General features: G+C 63.2%; 12 protein-coding genes. 11 read left to right on the plus strand and 1 reads right to left on the minus strand.

Features of this window, described 5'->3' with window-relative positions:
* The first annotated feature begins 16 nt into the window (after positions 1 to 16).
* The 10 genes from DVO78_RS16415 (at position 17) to DVO78_RS16460 (ending at position 12,102) form a co-directional block, all read left to right on the plus strand.
* Positions 17 to 1,147 carry a zinc-binding dehydrogenase gene (locus DVO78_RS16415; RefSeq protein ID WP_202912231.1) on the plus strand — a complete coding sequence of 377 codons (1,131 nt, stop codon included), beginning with the start codon at positions 17 to 19 and terminating at the stop codon, positions 1,145 to 1,147.
* Between the two features lie 255 nt (positions 1,148 to 1,402).
* On the plus strand, positions 1,403 to 2,227 hold the full coding sequence (locus DVO78_RS16420; RefSeq protein WP_120006534.1) for an IclR family transcriptional regulator domain-containing protein: 825 nt from the start codon (positions 1,403 to 1,405) through the stop codon (positions 2,225 to 2,227).
* Positions 2,228 to 2,349: 122 nt separating this feature from the next.
* Positions 2,350 to 3,558 carry a thiolase family protein gene (locus DVO78_RS16425; protein ID WP_120006536.1) on the plus strand — a complete coding sequence of 403 codons (1,209 nt, stop codon included), beginning with the start codon at positions 2,350 to 2,352 and terminating at the stop codon, positions 3,556 to 3,558.
* A gap of 17 nt (positions 3,559 to 3,575) precedes the next feature.
* Complete coding sequence (locus tag DVO78_RS16430) at positions 3,576 to 4,289, plus strand: 3-oxoacid CoA-transferase subunit A (protein WP_120006538.1); 714 nt, start codon at positions 3,576 to 3,578, stop codon at positions 4,287 to 4,289.
* A gap of 18 nt (positions 4,290 to 4,307) precedes the next feature.
* Positions 4,308 to 4,982: a CoA-transferase gene (locus DVO78_RS16435; protein ID WP_120006540.1), complete on the plus strand. Its 675-nt coding sequence runs from the start codon at positions 4,308 to 4,310 to the stop codon at positions 4,980 to 4,982.
* On the plus strand, positions 4,979 to 6,070 hold the full coding sequence (locus DVO78_RS16440; RefSeq protein ID WP_120006542.1) for a maleylacetate reductase: 1,092 nt from the start codon (positions 4,979 to 4,981) through the stop codon (positions 6,068 to 6,070). The genes DVO78_RS16435 and DVO78_RS16440 overlap by 4 nt, the downstream gene beginning before the upstream one ends.
* A 554-nt stretch (positions 6,071 to 6,624) precedes the next feature.
* Complete coding sequence (locus DVO78_RS16445) at positions 6,625 to 8,088, plus strand: 4-hydroxyphenylacetate 3-hydroxylase N-terminal domain-containing protein (protein ID WP_120006544.1); 1,464 nt, start codon at positions 6,625 to 6,627, stop codon at positions 8,086 to 8,088.
* A 27-nt stretch (positions 8,089 to 8,115) separates the two neighbouring features.
* Positions 8,116 to 9,540 (plus strand): MmgE/PrpD family protein, encoded by a 1,425-nt coding sequence (locus tag DVO78_RS16450; protein ID WP_157984101.1) that lies wholly within the window; start codon positions 8,116 to 8,118, stop codon positions 9,538 to 9,540.
* A complete protein-coding gene (locus tag DVO78_RS16455) occupies positions 9,537 to 11,168 on the plus strand; it encodes an FAD-dependent monooxygenase (RefSeq protein WP_120006548.1) in 1,632 nt (543 codons plus the stop codon). The genes DVO78_RS16450 and DVO78_RS16455 overlap by 4 nt, the downstream gene beginning before the upstream one ends.
* Positions 11,143 to 12,102, plus strand: a complete 960-nt coding sequence (locus tag DVO78_RS16460; protein WP_120006550.1) for a VOC family protein — start codon at positions 11,143 to 11,145, stop codon at positions 12,100 to 12,102. Before DVO78_RS16455 ends, DVO78_RS16460 begins: the two co-directional genes overlap by 26 nt.
* Before the next feature lie 7 nt (positions 12,103 to 12,109).
* Here the strand turns inward: DVO78_RS16460 and DVO78_RS16465 are convergent, their stop codons facing one another.
* A complete protein-coding gene (locus DVO78_RS16465) occupies positions 12,110 to 13,036 on the minus strand; it encodes a LysR family transcriptional regulator (protein ID WP_120006552.1) in 927 nt (308 codons plus the stop codon).
* A 137-nt stretch (positions 13,037 to 13,173) separates the two neighbouring features.
* On the opposite strand from DVO78_RS16465, the gene DVO78_RS16470 reads away from it, so the two are divergent.
* Complete coding sequence (locus tag DVO78_RS16470) at positions 13,174 to 14,724, plus strand: FAD-binding oxidoreductase (RefSeq protein WP_120006554.1); 1,551 nt, start codon at positions 13,174 to 13,176, stop codon at positions 14,722 to 14,724.
* Positions 14,725 to 14,740 lie beyond the last annotated feature (16 nt).

A 14,740-nucleotide genomic window follows, 5' to 3' on the forward strand; every position in this document is an offset into this window, starting at 1 on the left:
AAGGGAGAACAGTCATATGCCAGAGGTCAAGTCGTTTCTGCTAGAGATGCCCGTTCAGGGAGAAGGAGCTGCGTCGCTGCGCCCTGACACCGTCACTGTGGCTGCTCCGCGGGCTGAGGAGGTGCTGGTCGAGGTTGCTGCCTGCGGGGTGTGCCATACCGATCTGCACGTCATCAAGGACGAGGTGGCATTCCCCAAACCCGCGGTGCTGGGCCATGAGGTCTCCGGGGTGGTGCGTGAGGTGGGCGAAGGGGTCAGCCATGTCAAGCCCGGCGATCGGGTGGCCTGCAGCTTCATCATGCCCTGCGGGCGCTGCCGGCACTGTGAGAAGGGCCTGGAGGACATCTGCGAAACCTTCTTCCACCACAACCGGCTGGCCGGACAGCTCTACGACGGCACCACCCGGCTGACCCGAGACGGTGAAGACATCGCGATGTATTCCATGGCTGGCCACGCCACACACTGCGTGGTGCCTTCGCGGGCGGTGTTCCCCTTGCCGGATGAGGTGCCGTTGCCCGAGGCCGCGGTGCTGGGCTGCAGCCTATTCACCGGCTACGGTGCGGTGAACACGGTCGCTGATGTCCAGCCTGGAGAGTCGGTGGCGGTGATTGCTGCCGGCGGTGTAGGGCTGAGCATCATCCACCTGGCTCGTGCTGCCGGTGCTGAGCGGGTGATCGCGGTGGACATCGATGACGACAAACTTGCTTTGGCCCGTGAACTCGGCGCGACCGATGTCATCAACTCGGCTAAGACTGATCCGGTCGATGGCGTCAAGGGCTTGCTCGGGCGCGGGGTCGACGTCGCCTTCGAAGCGCTCGGTTCGGTACCCACGGTCAAGCTCGCCGTCGATATGCTCGACGACGGCGGCCGGGCGGTGTTGGCCGGTATTGCCCCGGCCGGTCACACCATGGATGTGGATATCACCAAGGTGGTGCGCCGGAAGCTGCGGATCTATGGGTCCTTCGGGGCGGCGGCCTCCACCGCGATGCCTGAGGTGATCAAACTGGCGGCCGAAGGGAAGATCGACTTGGCGACGCTGATCACCCACCGGTTCGCCTTTGAGCAGACCGCTGAGGCCTACCAGCTGCTCAACGAACGCAAAATCCTGGGCCGCGGCCTGATCCAGACCAACCCTGCGCTGGCCTGATACTCAGCTTCAGTGGTCGATGAAGGTGGTTTCGTAGTAACAGAAGCCTGCCCGGAAGACGTATCACAGGGGTCGATGACTGTGCCGGTGCCATCCATGGCGGTGCGCTGAACGGTGACCCGCGGTTGAAGCCCGGTAGCTTGACCTCCCCGCTGCTTGAAGCGCCGGACCACGTGGCAGCCCTCTTGCCACGGTGAAGCTGAGAATCACGACTGTGGCGGGGGACGTCGAGACAAGCCCATAGAATCGGGCGGTATGACGAAGGATGAGAAGTCTGGAGCGTTGGGACGCAATGAGTATGTGCGCTCTTTGGCGACGGGGTTAGACGTGCTTGAGACCTTCACACCCGCGGAGCCGCGCCAGACTCTGGCTGAGGTGGCCCGCAAGGCAGGCGTCAGCCGGGCGACAGCCCGCCGTATGCTGCTCACTCTGGTGGAGCGAGGGTATGCCTACTTCGACGGGCGGGTCTTTGAACTTACCCCTCGGGTACTTGGACTGGGGCACGGCTACTGGTCCGGCCGCAGCTGGCATGAGCTGCTCCAGCCCTCCCTGCGTGACCTCTCCTCACGGCTCAATGAGTCATGTTCTGCCGGTGTTCTGACAAGCGACGACGTCATGTACGTCAGTCGAGTCCACACCCACCGGATCATGCGTATCGACCTAGGGCTGGGCACCCGATTGCCGGCTTTTGCCACTTCAATGGGGCGGGTGCTGCTGGCCAACCTCTCCGAGGATGAGCTTCTTGCTCGGTTGAAGCAGATGGAACGCCCGGCCTTTACCTCTCACACCGTGACCCAGCCGGAAGAGCTGGCGTGTGCTGTGCGCGCAGTGAAAGATGAGGACGTTGCTCTTGTTGACCAGGAACTTGAGCTGGGGCTCCGCTCGGCGGCGGTGCCAGTTCGGGATGCGCATGGGCGCACGGTGCTGGCGATCAACACGTCGATGTCCGCCGGCACTGAATCCGTACAGGACACCAGGCAGCGGGTCTTCCCGGCGCTGAAAGAGTGCGCTGGTCACGTGGAGACGATGATTCGTTCCCTCGGCAAGGACCTCGAAAGTCTGACCGCATCGGGGCGCTGACCCCCTTTTCAACATGCTGATCGGCGGTCTAAACTTTCCTTAGATTCGCGTACGAAAGTTTGCATAGCGAACACATGATGAGGATTCGGTGTGCAATGAAGCCTGCCGAGGAGGAGCAAATAATGCACGAGGCATACGTCTACGGCGGACTGAGGACCCCGTTCGGCAAAGTCGGCGGGGCTCTTGCGGGTCAGCGGCCCGATGACCTGGCAGCGCTAGTCATGTCGAGTCTGGTGGACAGAGCCCCGGGTCTGGAGATGTCTGAGGCCGGAGAGGCCGTCGGTGAGGTGATCTTCGGCAATGCTAATGGTGCTGGTGAGGAGAATCGCAACGTCGCGAGGATGTCCTGGCTGCTCGCTGAGGGGCCGGTGACCGTGCCGGCAACAACGGTCAACCGGCTCTGCGGCTCCTCCCTGGATGCCGCAATCACCGGGGCCAGACAGGTGGTGCTGGCTGAAACCGACCTGGTGCTGGTCGGAGGAGTGGAGTCCATGTCCCGTGCCCCGTGGGTGCTGCCCAAGACCGACCGCCCCTACCCATTGAAGAACATGGAGCTGGTCAACAGCTCTCTGGGTTGGCGACTGATCAACGACCGCATGCCCAAGGAGTGGACAGTCTCCCTGGGGGAGGCCACTGAGCAGCTGCGGGAAAAGCATGGGATCACCCGGGAACGGCAGGACGAGTTCGCCGCTGAATCGCACCAGCGCGCCGCTGAGGCATGGGAGCAAGGCCGGTACGACGATCTCGTCGTTTCAGTTCCCGAGGTTGAGCTCGCACCGGATGAGACCATCCGCCAAGGCACGACTACCGAGAAGCTTTCCGGGCTGAGAACTGTCTTCCGCCGGGGGAATGGAACCGTCACCGCCGGTAACGCCTCTCCCATGAACGACGGCGCCTCTGCGGCCTGGATCGGCTCGGAAAGGGCCGCAGCGATCCTCGGAGCAGCACCACAGGCGCGCATCGCCGGGTGGGCGGCTGCTGCCAACGAGCCCCAGTACTTCGGTGAGGCACCGGTGGAAGCCGCGAACAGGGCGCTGGCCAAAGCCGGGATCACCTGGAAGGACATCGGGGCGGTGGAGCTCAATGAAGCGTTCGCCGCCCAGTCACTGGCCTGCTTGGACGCCTGGGGATTCGGTGCTGAGCACGATCCCGCCATCGTCAACGCCTGGGGAGGAGCTATCGCCATCGGCCATCCGTTAGGGGCTTCAGGTACGCGCATCCTGGCAACCCTGGCCCGGCGGCTTCAGGAAACCGGCGCCCGCTGGGGCGTGGCCACGCTGTGCATCGGGGTAGGCCAGGGACTGGCCGTCGTGCTGGAAAACACCAACTGAGGAAAGGACCGGTCACCATGCCTGCAATTGCTGAGAGCGCCGTTGAAGCAGTATCGGCTGTGAACGACGGCTCCACCGTGCTGATGGGCGGGTTCGGCAACGCCGGGCAGCCCATGGAGCTCATCGATGCGCTTCTAGAATCCGGGTCTACCGACCTCACAGTCGTCAACAACAACGCGGGACAGGGAGACGCCGGACTGGCTCTACTGATCAAGGAACGCCGGGTGAAGAAGATCATCTGCTCATTCCCGCGGCAGTCCGACTCCTGGCACTTCGACACTGCATATCGGGCCGGTGAGATCGAACTGGAACTGGTTCCTCAAGGCAATCTTGCCGAACGTCTGCGTGCCGCCGGAGCCGGCATCGGGGCCTTCTACACGCCTACCGGGTACGGCACTGCATTGGCAGAGGGAAAAGAGACCCGGCAGATCCACGGCCGCAACTATGTGCTTGAGTATCCCCTGCGCGGAGACGTCGCCCTGATCAAGGCACTGTATGCAGATCACGAAGGAAACCTGGTCTACCGCAAGACCGCACGGAACTTCGGGCCCGTCATGGCTGCTGCCGCCGCCCAGACTGTGGTGCAGGTCGATCAGCTACTGCCCACCGGAGAGATCGATCCTGAAACGGTGATCACTCCCGGTTTGTACGTGGATACCATCACGGTGGTTCCCAGCGCCTCAGCAGCAGCCCGTGGAGAAGCACCAGCAGATGCAGCTCAGGCTGCCTGAAAAGAAGGACACCACCAGATGACAGAGATCACCAGTGCCCCCGCAGCCAGTGCCGAGCGGCTCTCCCGTCAAGACCTTGCCCGGATCGTGGCCCGGGACATCACCCCCGGCTCCTTCGTCAACCTAGGGATCGGCCAGCCCACCACCGTGGCCGACTATCTCACCCCGGAACAGCGCGTCACCCTGCACACTGAGAACGGCATGCTCGGCATGGGGCCCCAAGCCCATGGCGATCAGATAGACCAAGACCTCATCAACGCCGGCAAGGTGCCGGTCACAGAGCTGCCTGGGGCCAGCTACTTCCACCACGCCGACTCCTTCGCCATGATGCGCGGGGGCCACCTGGATGTCTGCGTTCTTGGTGCTTTTCAAGTCTCCGCCACCGGGGACCTGGCCAACTGGTCCACCGGTGCACCTGATGCCATCCCCGCCGTAGGCGGAGCCATGGACCTGGCCATCGGGGCGAAAGAAACCTGGGTGATGATGAGCCTCTTCACCAAAGACGGCACTCCCAAACTGGCCCCGGAACTGAGCTATCCTGTCACCGGATTGGGCTGCGTCACCCGCATCTACACAGACTGTGGGATCTTCCACATCACGGAGCACCACGGCACCCGCGGCCCACACCTGGTCGAGGCCCACGGCCTCAGCCGCGAGGAGATCCAGAACCGACTGGAGGTCGATCTGCTGTGACCATGAGATTCACCCACCAGACCCTGGGACAGCGCGTGCTGTTCGGAGCAGGCAACACCGTGTCAGACCTCGTTGCCGAATCAGAGCGCATCAGCGCAGGCGACGGCGCTGCCTCACGGATCATGCTGATCGTCTCCGACAGCGTCTCCACCATCGCCGATGCCATCGAGGACAAGCTTCCTGTGGCTCACCGGCATCGCGGGGCCCGACGCCATGTCCCGGTAGAGGACGCCCACACCGCGCGGCACGAGGCCGAACAGGCAGACATCGATCTGATCCTCTGCCTCGGAGGAGGATCCGCCGTCGGGCTGGCCAAAGCCGTAGCCCTGACAGCACACCTGCCCATCATCGCCGTCCCCACCACATACGCTGGCTCTGAAGCCACCAATGTCTGGGGCATGACGGAGAACGGCCGCAAGACCACCGGGGTCGACGATGCGGTGCTCCCCGCAAGTGTCATCTATGACGCCGATCTGGTCCGTGACCTGCCAGCAGAGCTCACCGTGGCCTCTGGCATCAATGCCCTGGCGCACTCCATCGACAGCATGTGGGCGCCCCGCGCCAACCCCATCAACCAAGCCTGGGCCACCGAGGCCATGCGAGCGTTGGCCGAAGGGCTCCCCCAGGTGGCACATCACCCCGCTGAGAGTCGAGAAGGCCGTCAGCAGATGCAGTACGGCGCCTACCTCTCAGCTGTTGCCTTCGCCTCCGCAGGGTCCGCCCTGCACCACAAAATCTGCCACGTCCTCGGGGGAGCCTTCGATCTGCCCCACGCGCAGACCCACTCAGTGGTGCTCCCCTATGTTCTCGCCTTCAACGCTCCTGCCACCCCTGAGGCGGCTGTGCGCATCGCGGCGGCTCTGGGGGCAGAGCACCCGGTCGAAGGGCTGCAGACCCTTCGCCAGCGAATCGACGCCCCGCAGGCGCTGCGTGACCACGGGCTGAAGGAAGAGCACTTGGAGGAGGCCGCGCAGCTCGTGCTCGGCGCAACGCCGGAGACTAACCCCAGGCATGTCACCTCACGTGATGCTGAAAGGCTGGTGTACGCCATGTGGGCAGGGGAGGATCCTGGGCAGCTGACGCGGTGAGGCGGCGGCGTCGTGCTCAATAAAAGCTCAGCGGCCAGGAAGACACCTTCGAGAGCATCCGGGAGGGCTATTTCACTGCCAGCCTTCTCCAGTCGCCAGGGGACTACGGCCGCCTGACGCTGGAGACAGTGGTCGATGTGATCAATGGCGAAGAGGTGGACAACCACATCCAGATTCCGCTCACCGTGGTGACTGAGGACAACGTCGATGACGAGGAGCCTGCCTTCTGACTGAGCTGGTTTGCCGAGCCCTGTTCCAAGCGTGCTCGCTGGTGTTAAAGAGCTCCGCCGGCACCCTGCGGCGCGTCAAGGACGCCACCAGGCCCCTCGTTTCAGGTCCTATCAGTGCAGACCGGCAGGAGGCTGCTGAGCCTCTGTCGCATACCGTCTGCAGGGGTGATGACCCAGCCTTGTTGGCTGGGCAAAGGGCGCCTACCGAAAGCACCACTTTAGATCATCTCCTTATATTGCATTATATGTATCTTAATGCAATACTTCTGTTGTTGCGTGGTGCCGAGACGCGCATCACACACTGACTGAGCAAGGAGATGAGACGTGGGCGCACGACGCGGACATCAGTATGTGCAGGGCCTCAATGACGGACGCGAAGTCTGGTACGGCGATGAGCGCATCAATATTGCTGATCACCCCCACTTTGCCGGATCGGTCCAGGGTATGGCGGACTACTTCGACTATCAGTGGGAGCACTCCGAGGATTGTCTCTTCCCCAGCCCGAGCTCCGGCGACCCGATCAGCGTGTCCCATGTACGGCCCGGCTCAGCTGAGGACATCGAACTCCGTCACCGTGCCTTCGACCGGTTCGCCCGGTATTCCTGCGGCATGCTCGGACGCACCCCGGATTACGTCAATGTGGTACTGGCTGGACATGTCTCCCGCACCGATCTGTGGGAGCAGGCCAGCAGTCCTGTCTTCTACGAGCGCATTTCGGGCTACCAGAAGTACGTGGCGGAGAACGACCTTGCGCTGACCCACACTATCGTTCACGCTACTATCGATAAGTCCATCGGTGAACTCGACGGCGCCAATGCCGACCTGACTCTACAGGTCACCGATCGTACCGAGGAGGGTCTGGTCGTTCGTGGCGCGAAGATGCTGGCCACCTTGGGCCCGATCGCCGATGAGATCTATGTTTATCCAGCAACCCCGATCAAACCTGGTTACGAGAAATACGCCATCTCCTTCGCGGTGCCGGTGAATACCCCCGGCGTCGTCGTTGTCTGCCGTGACCACTACGGGGTCGATCAGCCGGTAGTGGACCGCCCATTCTCCTCCCGCTTCGACGAGCAGGACGGGGTGGTCATCTTCGACAATGTCACCGTCCCCTGGGACAGGGTGTTCATCGACGGTGAGTTGGATCTCTACAACTCCGTCAACCAGGGCACCGCCACCGGTAACACGCAGCAGCAGACCGCCCTCCGCGCGGCGGTGAAGCTGGAGTTCGCCTACGACCTGCTCTCCGAGATGGCACGCATCACCGGGCAGGACACCCGCCCCGATGTGATCACACTGCTCGGCGAGGTGCACAGCTATCTGGTCATGACACGTTCAGTCATAGATCATGCTGAGCAGCGAGCCCACGACTGGGGCGGTGGGGCCTACTTCCTGCACGATGACATCGGCGTGCTGCGCACCATCATGCCCGAGTGGATGGTACGGGTGAACGAGATCATCAAGACCATCGGATCACACTATCTGCTGGCCACCCCTACTGCCGCTGCCTTTGATGACCCGCGGCTGGGGCCCCTGCTGGAGCGCTACCTGCCCGGAGCCCGAGAGGTCGACGCCCGGGAGCGCGCGATGTTGTTCCGCACCGCCTGGGACTTCGCCGGCAGCGCCCTCGGTTCGCGGATCGAACTCTATGAACGATTCTACCTGGGCAGCATCGGCCGTGCCCGGATGTTGGAGCATGTCAAGGCCCAGCGCAACGGGGCCGGTGGAACCGTCAAGGAGTTCCTTCGCCAGTCCACCGTTCCGGTCGCCAGTCTGGTGGGCGACTGAGACCAGAACGTGAACTCGGAGGACAATGTGAACCAGCAGACTGAGAACGGGCGGGCAAACACACTCACTGCGGTGGTGCTTGATCACCTTGAGCGGACAAACTTTGAGTCGCTTCCCGATGCTGCGGTCCAGCGCGCCAAGACTCGCCTGCTGGACGCGGTGGGCCTCATCTCCGCAGGAGCCCGGGCAACAGGCAGCCAGGAACTGCTCAGCCTGGTGCTCGGCTGGGGTGGGCGTCCTGAGGCCACCGCACTGACAACCAGAACTCGAGTCCCGGCCGCGCAGGCGGCTCTGACCAACGCCGTGCTGATGCGCTCCTACGATTTCGAGCCCGTCGGAGCTGACCGTTCTGACGGGCACCAGATTCCGGCTCATATCACCGGCACTACGGCAGCAGTGGCGCTGGCAGTGGCAGAACGCGAATCCTCCACCGGGGCCCAGACGCTGCATGCGCTTATCTGTGCCGACGACCTTGCCGCCCGCCTAGGGCACGCAGTGGGATTTGACGTCTATGGCGGAGGTGATAATACCGGCACCATCAATGTGGTCGGTGGCACCGTCGTCGCCGGGCTACTGATGGGGCTCAGGCGGGACCAATTCCGCCACGCCCTGGGCCTGGCCATCAACCAGACTGCCGGAACGATCCAGAACATCTTCGACAAGACCACGGCGTTCAAGCTGCCGATCGGGCTTTCAGCGCGCAATGCCGTCTTCTCCGCCGAGCTGGCAGCTGCTGGATGGACCGGGCCCCTGGATCCGTTTGGGGCCCGATTCGGGTTTTTGAACCAGTGGAGCCGGGACCCCGATCCTGAGCGGATCACCGCAGGGCTCGGAGAGGAATACTTCGCCGACGCGGTCATCAAGCCCTGGCCCAGCTGCCGGGCCAGCCAGCCTTCTCTCGACGCCGCCGTCCAGCTGGTCCAGCAGCATCGTCTCAAGCCCGACGATATCGCCCGCGCTGTGGTGCATGTGCCGGAGCGCACCGCCGCTGGTTTCGTCGGTCAGCCCTTTCAGGTCGGCGAAGTGCCGGAGGTCTCTGCCGCATTCAGCATTGAGTTCGCTGTCGCCACCGCGCTGCAGCACGGTACGGTGCGCCTGGAGCACCTGACCGAGGAACATATGGTCGACCCGTGCTTCGCCGGAATGCTGGGCCGGGTCAGCATTGTGGGGGACCTCTCCCCGGATTCCGACCACAGCGCTGAGCTGGAGGTCCACCTGCACTCTGGAAGGAAGCTTCAGGTCGGGGTGTCCACGGCCCGCGGCGACATCAGCTTCGCCCCGCTGACCGCGCTGGAGGTCGAGCAGAAGTTTCGGCGCAGCATCGCCTGGGCCGCCGGTGCGGACCGGCAGCAGGAAGCTCAGAGCCTCCTGGAAACGCTTACTGATTTCGAGCAGCTCGAGGACATCACTGTCATCGGGAACGCGCTCGCCGATCTGCAGGCCGCCCGATGAGCCCTGCGGCTGAAAGCACCCAGGTCGCCGTGGTCGGGGCCGGCCCCGTGGGCAAGACCATTGCGCTTCTGCTGGCAGCCTATGGGGTCAGCAGCCAGCTCATCGAACGCGGTGACGGACTCAGCGATGAGCCCAAGGCGATCAGCGTTGATGATGAATCCCTGCGCATCTTCCAACAGGCTGGGGTGGTCAATGAGGTGCTGCGCATCATCGTCCCGGGAATGGGCACTCAATACTTCGATGCCGAAGGCGCTCCGCTGTTTCTGGCGGGCTCCCCACGCCCAGGGCGGTTCTGCTACCCCTTCAAAAACTCCTTCTCGCAGCCTGAGCTCGAAGCTGTCCTGCATCGTGCTGCTGCCGAACACCCTCTGATCAACTACTGGCTGCATACCGAGGTAACTGGCGTGACGCCGCATGCCGAAGGGGCACTGTTGCAACTTGCTGCGACAGACGGCACCGGCACTCAGCAGACGATGGAAGTCCCCTGGGTCATCGGCTCCGACGGTGGCCGCTCCACCGTACGTGCCGCGGCAGGCATCGAGATGACTGGTCACAGTGAGGAGGACGCCTGGCTGGTCATCGACACCGTCGAAGACCCCCATCGCCAACGTTGGGGCCTGCACTGCGGCAGCCCAGAGCGTCCCCATGTGATCATCCCTGGCCGCGAGGGACGATGTCGCTACGAGTTCCCGGTCACTGCACAAGAGTGTGCTGTCGGCCAGACACCTAGTCTTTCGCTCATCGGTACCCTGCTGCGCCCTTACCGGAGGATCACAGCCGAACAGGTCGAACGCGCAGTCGTCTATCGGTTCCATGCACTCAACGCTGTGCGCTACCGTACTGGCCGACTGCTGCTAGCAGGAGACGCTGCCCATATGATGCCGCCGTTCGCCGGCCAGGGGCTGAACTCAGGAATGCGTGATGCTTTCAACCTCAGTTGGAAGTTGGCCTCTCACCTCGCCGGTCCCGCGAAAGAGGAGCTGTTGAACAGTTATGAGGCCGAACGTCAGCCCCAGGCTGGAGAGATGATCAGGTTCTCCCGGAGATTGGGGCGCGTGGTGATGACGCGTCATCGGCGTCTCGCCGAAGCCCGTGATCGGATCGTGCGAGACTATCTTTCCGAACAGGACGGTCGTCTCCACCTGGAGACCATGGGGTTCCGGCCCTCCCTGACCCTGAGCGGCGGTGCGAGGATGAGCGGTCCTGAGCCGCTGGGCACAGCTGTTCAGCAGGCGCAGGTCTTTGACCTCGGCACAGGGGAAGTCGTTCTCAGCGATGAGGCCCTGGGCCCAGGATGGGCTGTGCTGGGGGTTAACGTGGCAGCAGCCGACTGGGAAGCCGTTGGCGGAGTAGCCGATGCCACGGCAGCACGCCGTATCCATCTGGACACCGCAGGCTTCAGCCCGGAGCTCGGAGCCACAGACGCGGTGCTCGTAGACTTCGACGGCAGCGCCGCCCAACGTTTTCGCTCACTCTCGGGCAGGTTCGCCCTGATCCGTCCCGACCGCATCATCGCCGGTTTTTGGCATCCCGGAGACCACGGCCCGGTGCTCCAGGAGGTGCGCCAATGGCTGACGACCATTCCATCGGAAGGAAACCCTCATGACCGCGTCCACCACACCCCCTGACCAAGGGAGGGGCCCGGCGGCAGCACCGGATGCTCGGTCGGCTACCGATCCCTCAGTGCTGCGAGCCACAGCAGTCTCACACATCGGGTTCGGTGCAGCTGACCCCGATCACGCGGCCGCCTTCTACCAACGCGTTCTCGGCATGGTGATTCAGCAGAGGCACAGCGACGGCAGGCTGCGGCTTGGCTGGGGCGCCGGTCACCACGTCATTGAGGTGATCCCCGGCGTACCTGGGCTTCGCCACTACGGGTTCGAAGTCCGAGACCACGGCGGACTGGCGGCGGTGAAGAAACGTCTGCACACAGCTGGTGTGCAGTACCAGCCACTGGAGGCGGGAATGATCGACGCTCCCGCCGGCCCAGCCGAGGGGATCAAACTCCAGGACCCCGACGGCACCGAGCTCCATTTGCATTCGCCGGTGGTGCGCAGCGGGGAGAACAGTGCAGATACCGGACGCCGGCCCATCAAGTACCAGCACATTACCCTGTCGTCCGACGACGCACCCCGCCTGGTGCAGTTCTACCGGGACATTATCGGGTTCCGGTTGACCGATAAGCTCGCTGACGATTCCTTCTTCTGGCTCCGCAGCGATCGGGACCACCACAGCCTGGCCTGTGTGGAGTCCGGCCGCCCTGGCCAGATCGACCACTACTCCTACGATCTGGCCAGCTGGGAGGACTTCAAGTCGTGGTGCGATCGACTCACCGAGCTGGACATCGATGTCCAATGGGGCCCAGGGCGTCACGGGCCGGGGAACAACCTGTTTGTCTTTTTCGACGACCCGCTGGGAAACCATGTGGAGCTCTCTGCCGAGATGGAGAAGTTTCACGATGACCTGGCCCGCATCCACCACCGTGAGTGGACGCCCTCACCGAAGGCGGTCAACCTCTGGGGAGGTCAGACGCCTGTCTGGCGCCGCGTAGGACCCAGCTGAGAAGCCGTTAGCCGCCGTCGAGGTTTCGGAAGCTGTGCATGGCCACCTCCGTCCAGGCCCGGGAACGTGCGTTAGGACGGATCTGCCGCGACCATGCCAGAGCCACATACGGGTCGGACTCAGCGGTGATGTCCAATGGTTGGGATACCACGCCCAGGCCCGCGTAGGAGAGGTCCAGGCGGGGGCGCTGGAACAGCACTGAGAATCCCATTCCTGCGCCCACCAAGGACCTCACCGTGGCATAGCTGCGTGATCGGTGGCGCACCTCCGGGGTGAGTCCTTGGTCGCGGAAGAGGTCCAGCACCCGGGTCGATATCGGCGGGGCGTTGAACAGGATCACCGGTTCCTCCGACAGCTCGTCCAGGTGAACGTCCTGTCGGCCGGCGTATCGGTGGTCTTCAGCCAACAGCAGGTGCGGACGGACCTCAAGCAGCGAGACAGTGCGGACCTCCGGAGTCAGCCCGATGTCATAGAGGAAGGCAACATCGATGGTTCCCACCAGCAGCTGCTCCTGCAGGTCGTCGTGATAGCCCTCCACGAAGTTGACTTCGACCTCTGGATACCGTTGTGCGAAAGCGCGCAGCATATGCGGGATCACCGCGGGGGCCAGGGGCATGTAGCAGCCTACTGTCAGCGGTCCACGCACACTGCTGCGGTCGCCAGCGAGATGGACGATCTCATCTGTCAGATCCAGGATCTGACGGGCCTGGACATAGGCCGCCTGGCCGGCTGAGGTCAGGGTCAGCCCATGGGCCTTGCGCTTGACGCACAGTTGAGTGCCGGTGAGCCGGTCCAGCTCTGCCAGGGACATCGAGATCGCCGAGGGCGCCATATGCAGCCGCCGGGCGGCTTCACTGATGGTGCCAGCCTCTGCGGCAGTCACGAAGTGCCAGAGCTGTCGCAGAGTAATGCTGGGATTGCCGCGGATATTCATATCTCGCCCCTTACTTCAATATTTCTGACGATATTACCCAAATTTCGACGGTTTACGTGAGCTGTGTGACAGGTCACGATGGAGCAGGGGCGTCACGACACAGTGCCTCCCACGGACCTTGAGAGATCAGGAGAGAGATGAGCGCTGGTACCCCCGACTTCCTCAGCCGAGCTGCGGAGATTCTCGGTCAGGAAAACGTCGTTGCGGCCGACTCCGCACACGCCTACCGCGACCCCTACCCGTTGCATCCGGAAGCGGCGAGCTCAGCCGGTGTGCGGCCTGGCAGCGTTGAGGAGGTTCAGCAGATCGTGCGGCTGGCCAATGGGACCGCCACGTCGCTGTGGACGGTTTCGCGCGGCAAGAACCTCGGCTACGGCGGAGCGGCGCCCCGCACTGCCGATCAGGTGGTACTGGATCTCAGTCGGATGAACTCAATCCAGGAGGTTGACGGCGAGCTTGGCTACGCGGTCATCGAACCAGGGGTCACCTTTTTCGACCTTTTCGAGTGCATTCAGGAGAGACGGCTGTCCCTGTTCGTGTCGGTTCCAGCCCTTGGCTGGGGGTCAGTCCTGGGGAATGCGCTGGACCGCGGATACGGAATGTCCCCCTATGGTGATCACGTGCAGCAGCTGTGCGGTCTCGAGGTGGTGTTGCCCAACGGAGAGCTGCTGCGCACCGGGATGTGGGCCATGGAGGATAGCCCACTCGGTCATGTGTTCAAAGGCGGTTTCGGTCCGAACATCGATCAGCTGTTCACCCAGTCCGGACTCGGTGTGGTGGTTCGCGCCGGGATCTGGCTGATGCCCTGGCCGGAGGCCTTCGCCTCCGGTGAGATCACGGTGGAGAACCAGGATGACCTGCCGCAGCTGATCGACAGCATCGCCGAGCTGCGCCGTCGTGAGGTATTCCAGAACAACTGCTTGGTGGGCAATGTGGTCCGTGCAGGGACTATGAACGGTCCACGCTCCCGCTGGTACACCGGAGAGGGTTCCATCCCTGACCATGTCGTCGAAGAGATGCGTGAAGCCATGGGCATCGGGAACTGGAACGCCAGGTTCGCGCTCTACGGAGACCCTGGAATGATCAGGGAACGGATCCGGATCATTGAGGAGAGATTCAACAGATCTGGCTTCACAGTACGCGTGCGTCTCTACGAAGGGTCTGACGGCGGGCCGGTGACCTATGCCGATATTGACGAGAAAGACCAGACCACGATGGCCGGAGTGCCCTCGTTGAAGGCGCTGAGCACGGTCAGCTGGTACGCCGAGGACGGCGGCCACATCGATATTGCCCCGCTGATGCCGGCACGCGGGGAAGAAGTCTACGATTTCTACCAGGAGGTCAAGGATCTCTACGCCGAATACGGCTTTGATCTCTATATCGGCTACCACGTCTACGCGCGGCACCTGGTGCACGTGACCATGATCTTCTTTGAGAACGGAAACCCTGAGCAGCTTGCCCGAGCGCGTGAGCTCTACGACAAGGTGCGGCAGGCCGCCCGTCGGCGAGGCTACTCCCCCTATCGGGGGCATATCAACAATATGGACGACATCGCCGCAGAGTTCTCCTTCAATGACCATGCGGTGCTGCGTTTCCAGGAGACCCTCAAGGACATCCTGGACCCCGCTGGGGTCATCAGCCCGGGCAAGCAGGGTGTGTGGCCGAAGCGACTGCGCACGAGCCGGTAGAGCCCCGCTACCGGGG

The organism is Nesterenkonia muleiensis, assembly GCF_003600155.1.
In the GTDB taxonomy this organism is placed as follows: Bacteria; Actinomycetota; Actinomycetes; order Actinomycetales; family Micrococcaceae; genus Nesterenkonia; species Nesterenkonia muleiensis.

Coding starts and splice junctions, on each gene's coding strand:
- DVO78_RS16420 (WP_120006534.1), top strand. CDS start 1,403: ATGACGAAGGATGAGAAGTCTGGAGCGTTGGGACGCAATGAGTATGTG.
- DVO78_RS16460 (WP_120006550.1), top strand. CDS start 11,143: ATGACCGCGTCCACCACACCCCCTGACCAAGGGAGGGGCCCGGCGGCA.
- DVO78_RS16455 (WP_120006548.1), top strand. CDS start 9,537: ATGAGCCCTGCGGCTGAAAGCACCCAGGTCGCCGTGGTCGGGGCCGGC.
- DVO78_RS16425 (WP_120006536.1), top strand. CDS start 2,350: ATGCACGAGGCATACGTCTACGGCGGACTGAGGACCCCGTTCGGCAAA.
- DVO78_RS16465 (WP_120006552.1), bottom strand. CDS start 13,036: ATGAATATCCGCGGCAATCCCAGCATTACTCTGCGACAGCTCTGGCAC.
- DVO78_RS16435 (WP_120006540.1), top strand. CDS start 4,308: ATGACAGAGATCACCAGTGCCCCCGCAGCCAGTGCCGAGCGGCTCTCC.
- DVO78_RS16470 (WP_120006554.1), top strand. CDS start 13,174: ATGAGCGCTGGTACCCCCGACTTCCTCAGCCGAGCTGCGGAGATTCTC.
- DVO78_RS16430 (WP_120006538.1), top strand. CDS start 3,576: ATGCCTGCAATTGCTGAGAGCGCCGTTGAAGCAGTATCGGCTGTGAAC.
- DVO78_RS16415 (WP_202912231.1), top strand. CDS start 17: ATGCCAGAGGTCAAGTCGTTTCTGCTAGAGATGCCCGTTCAGGGAGAA.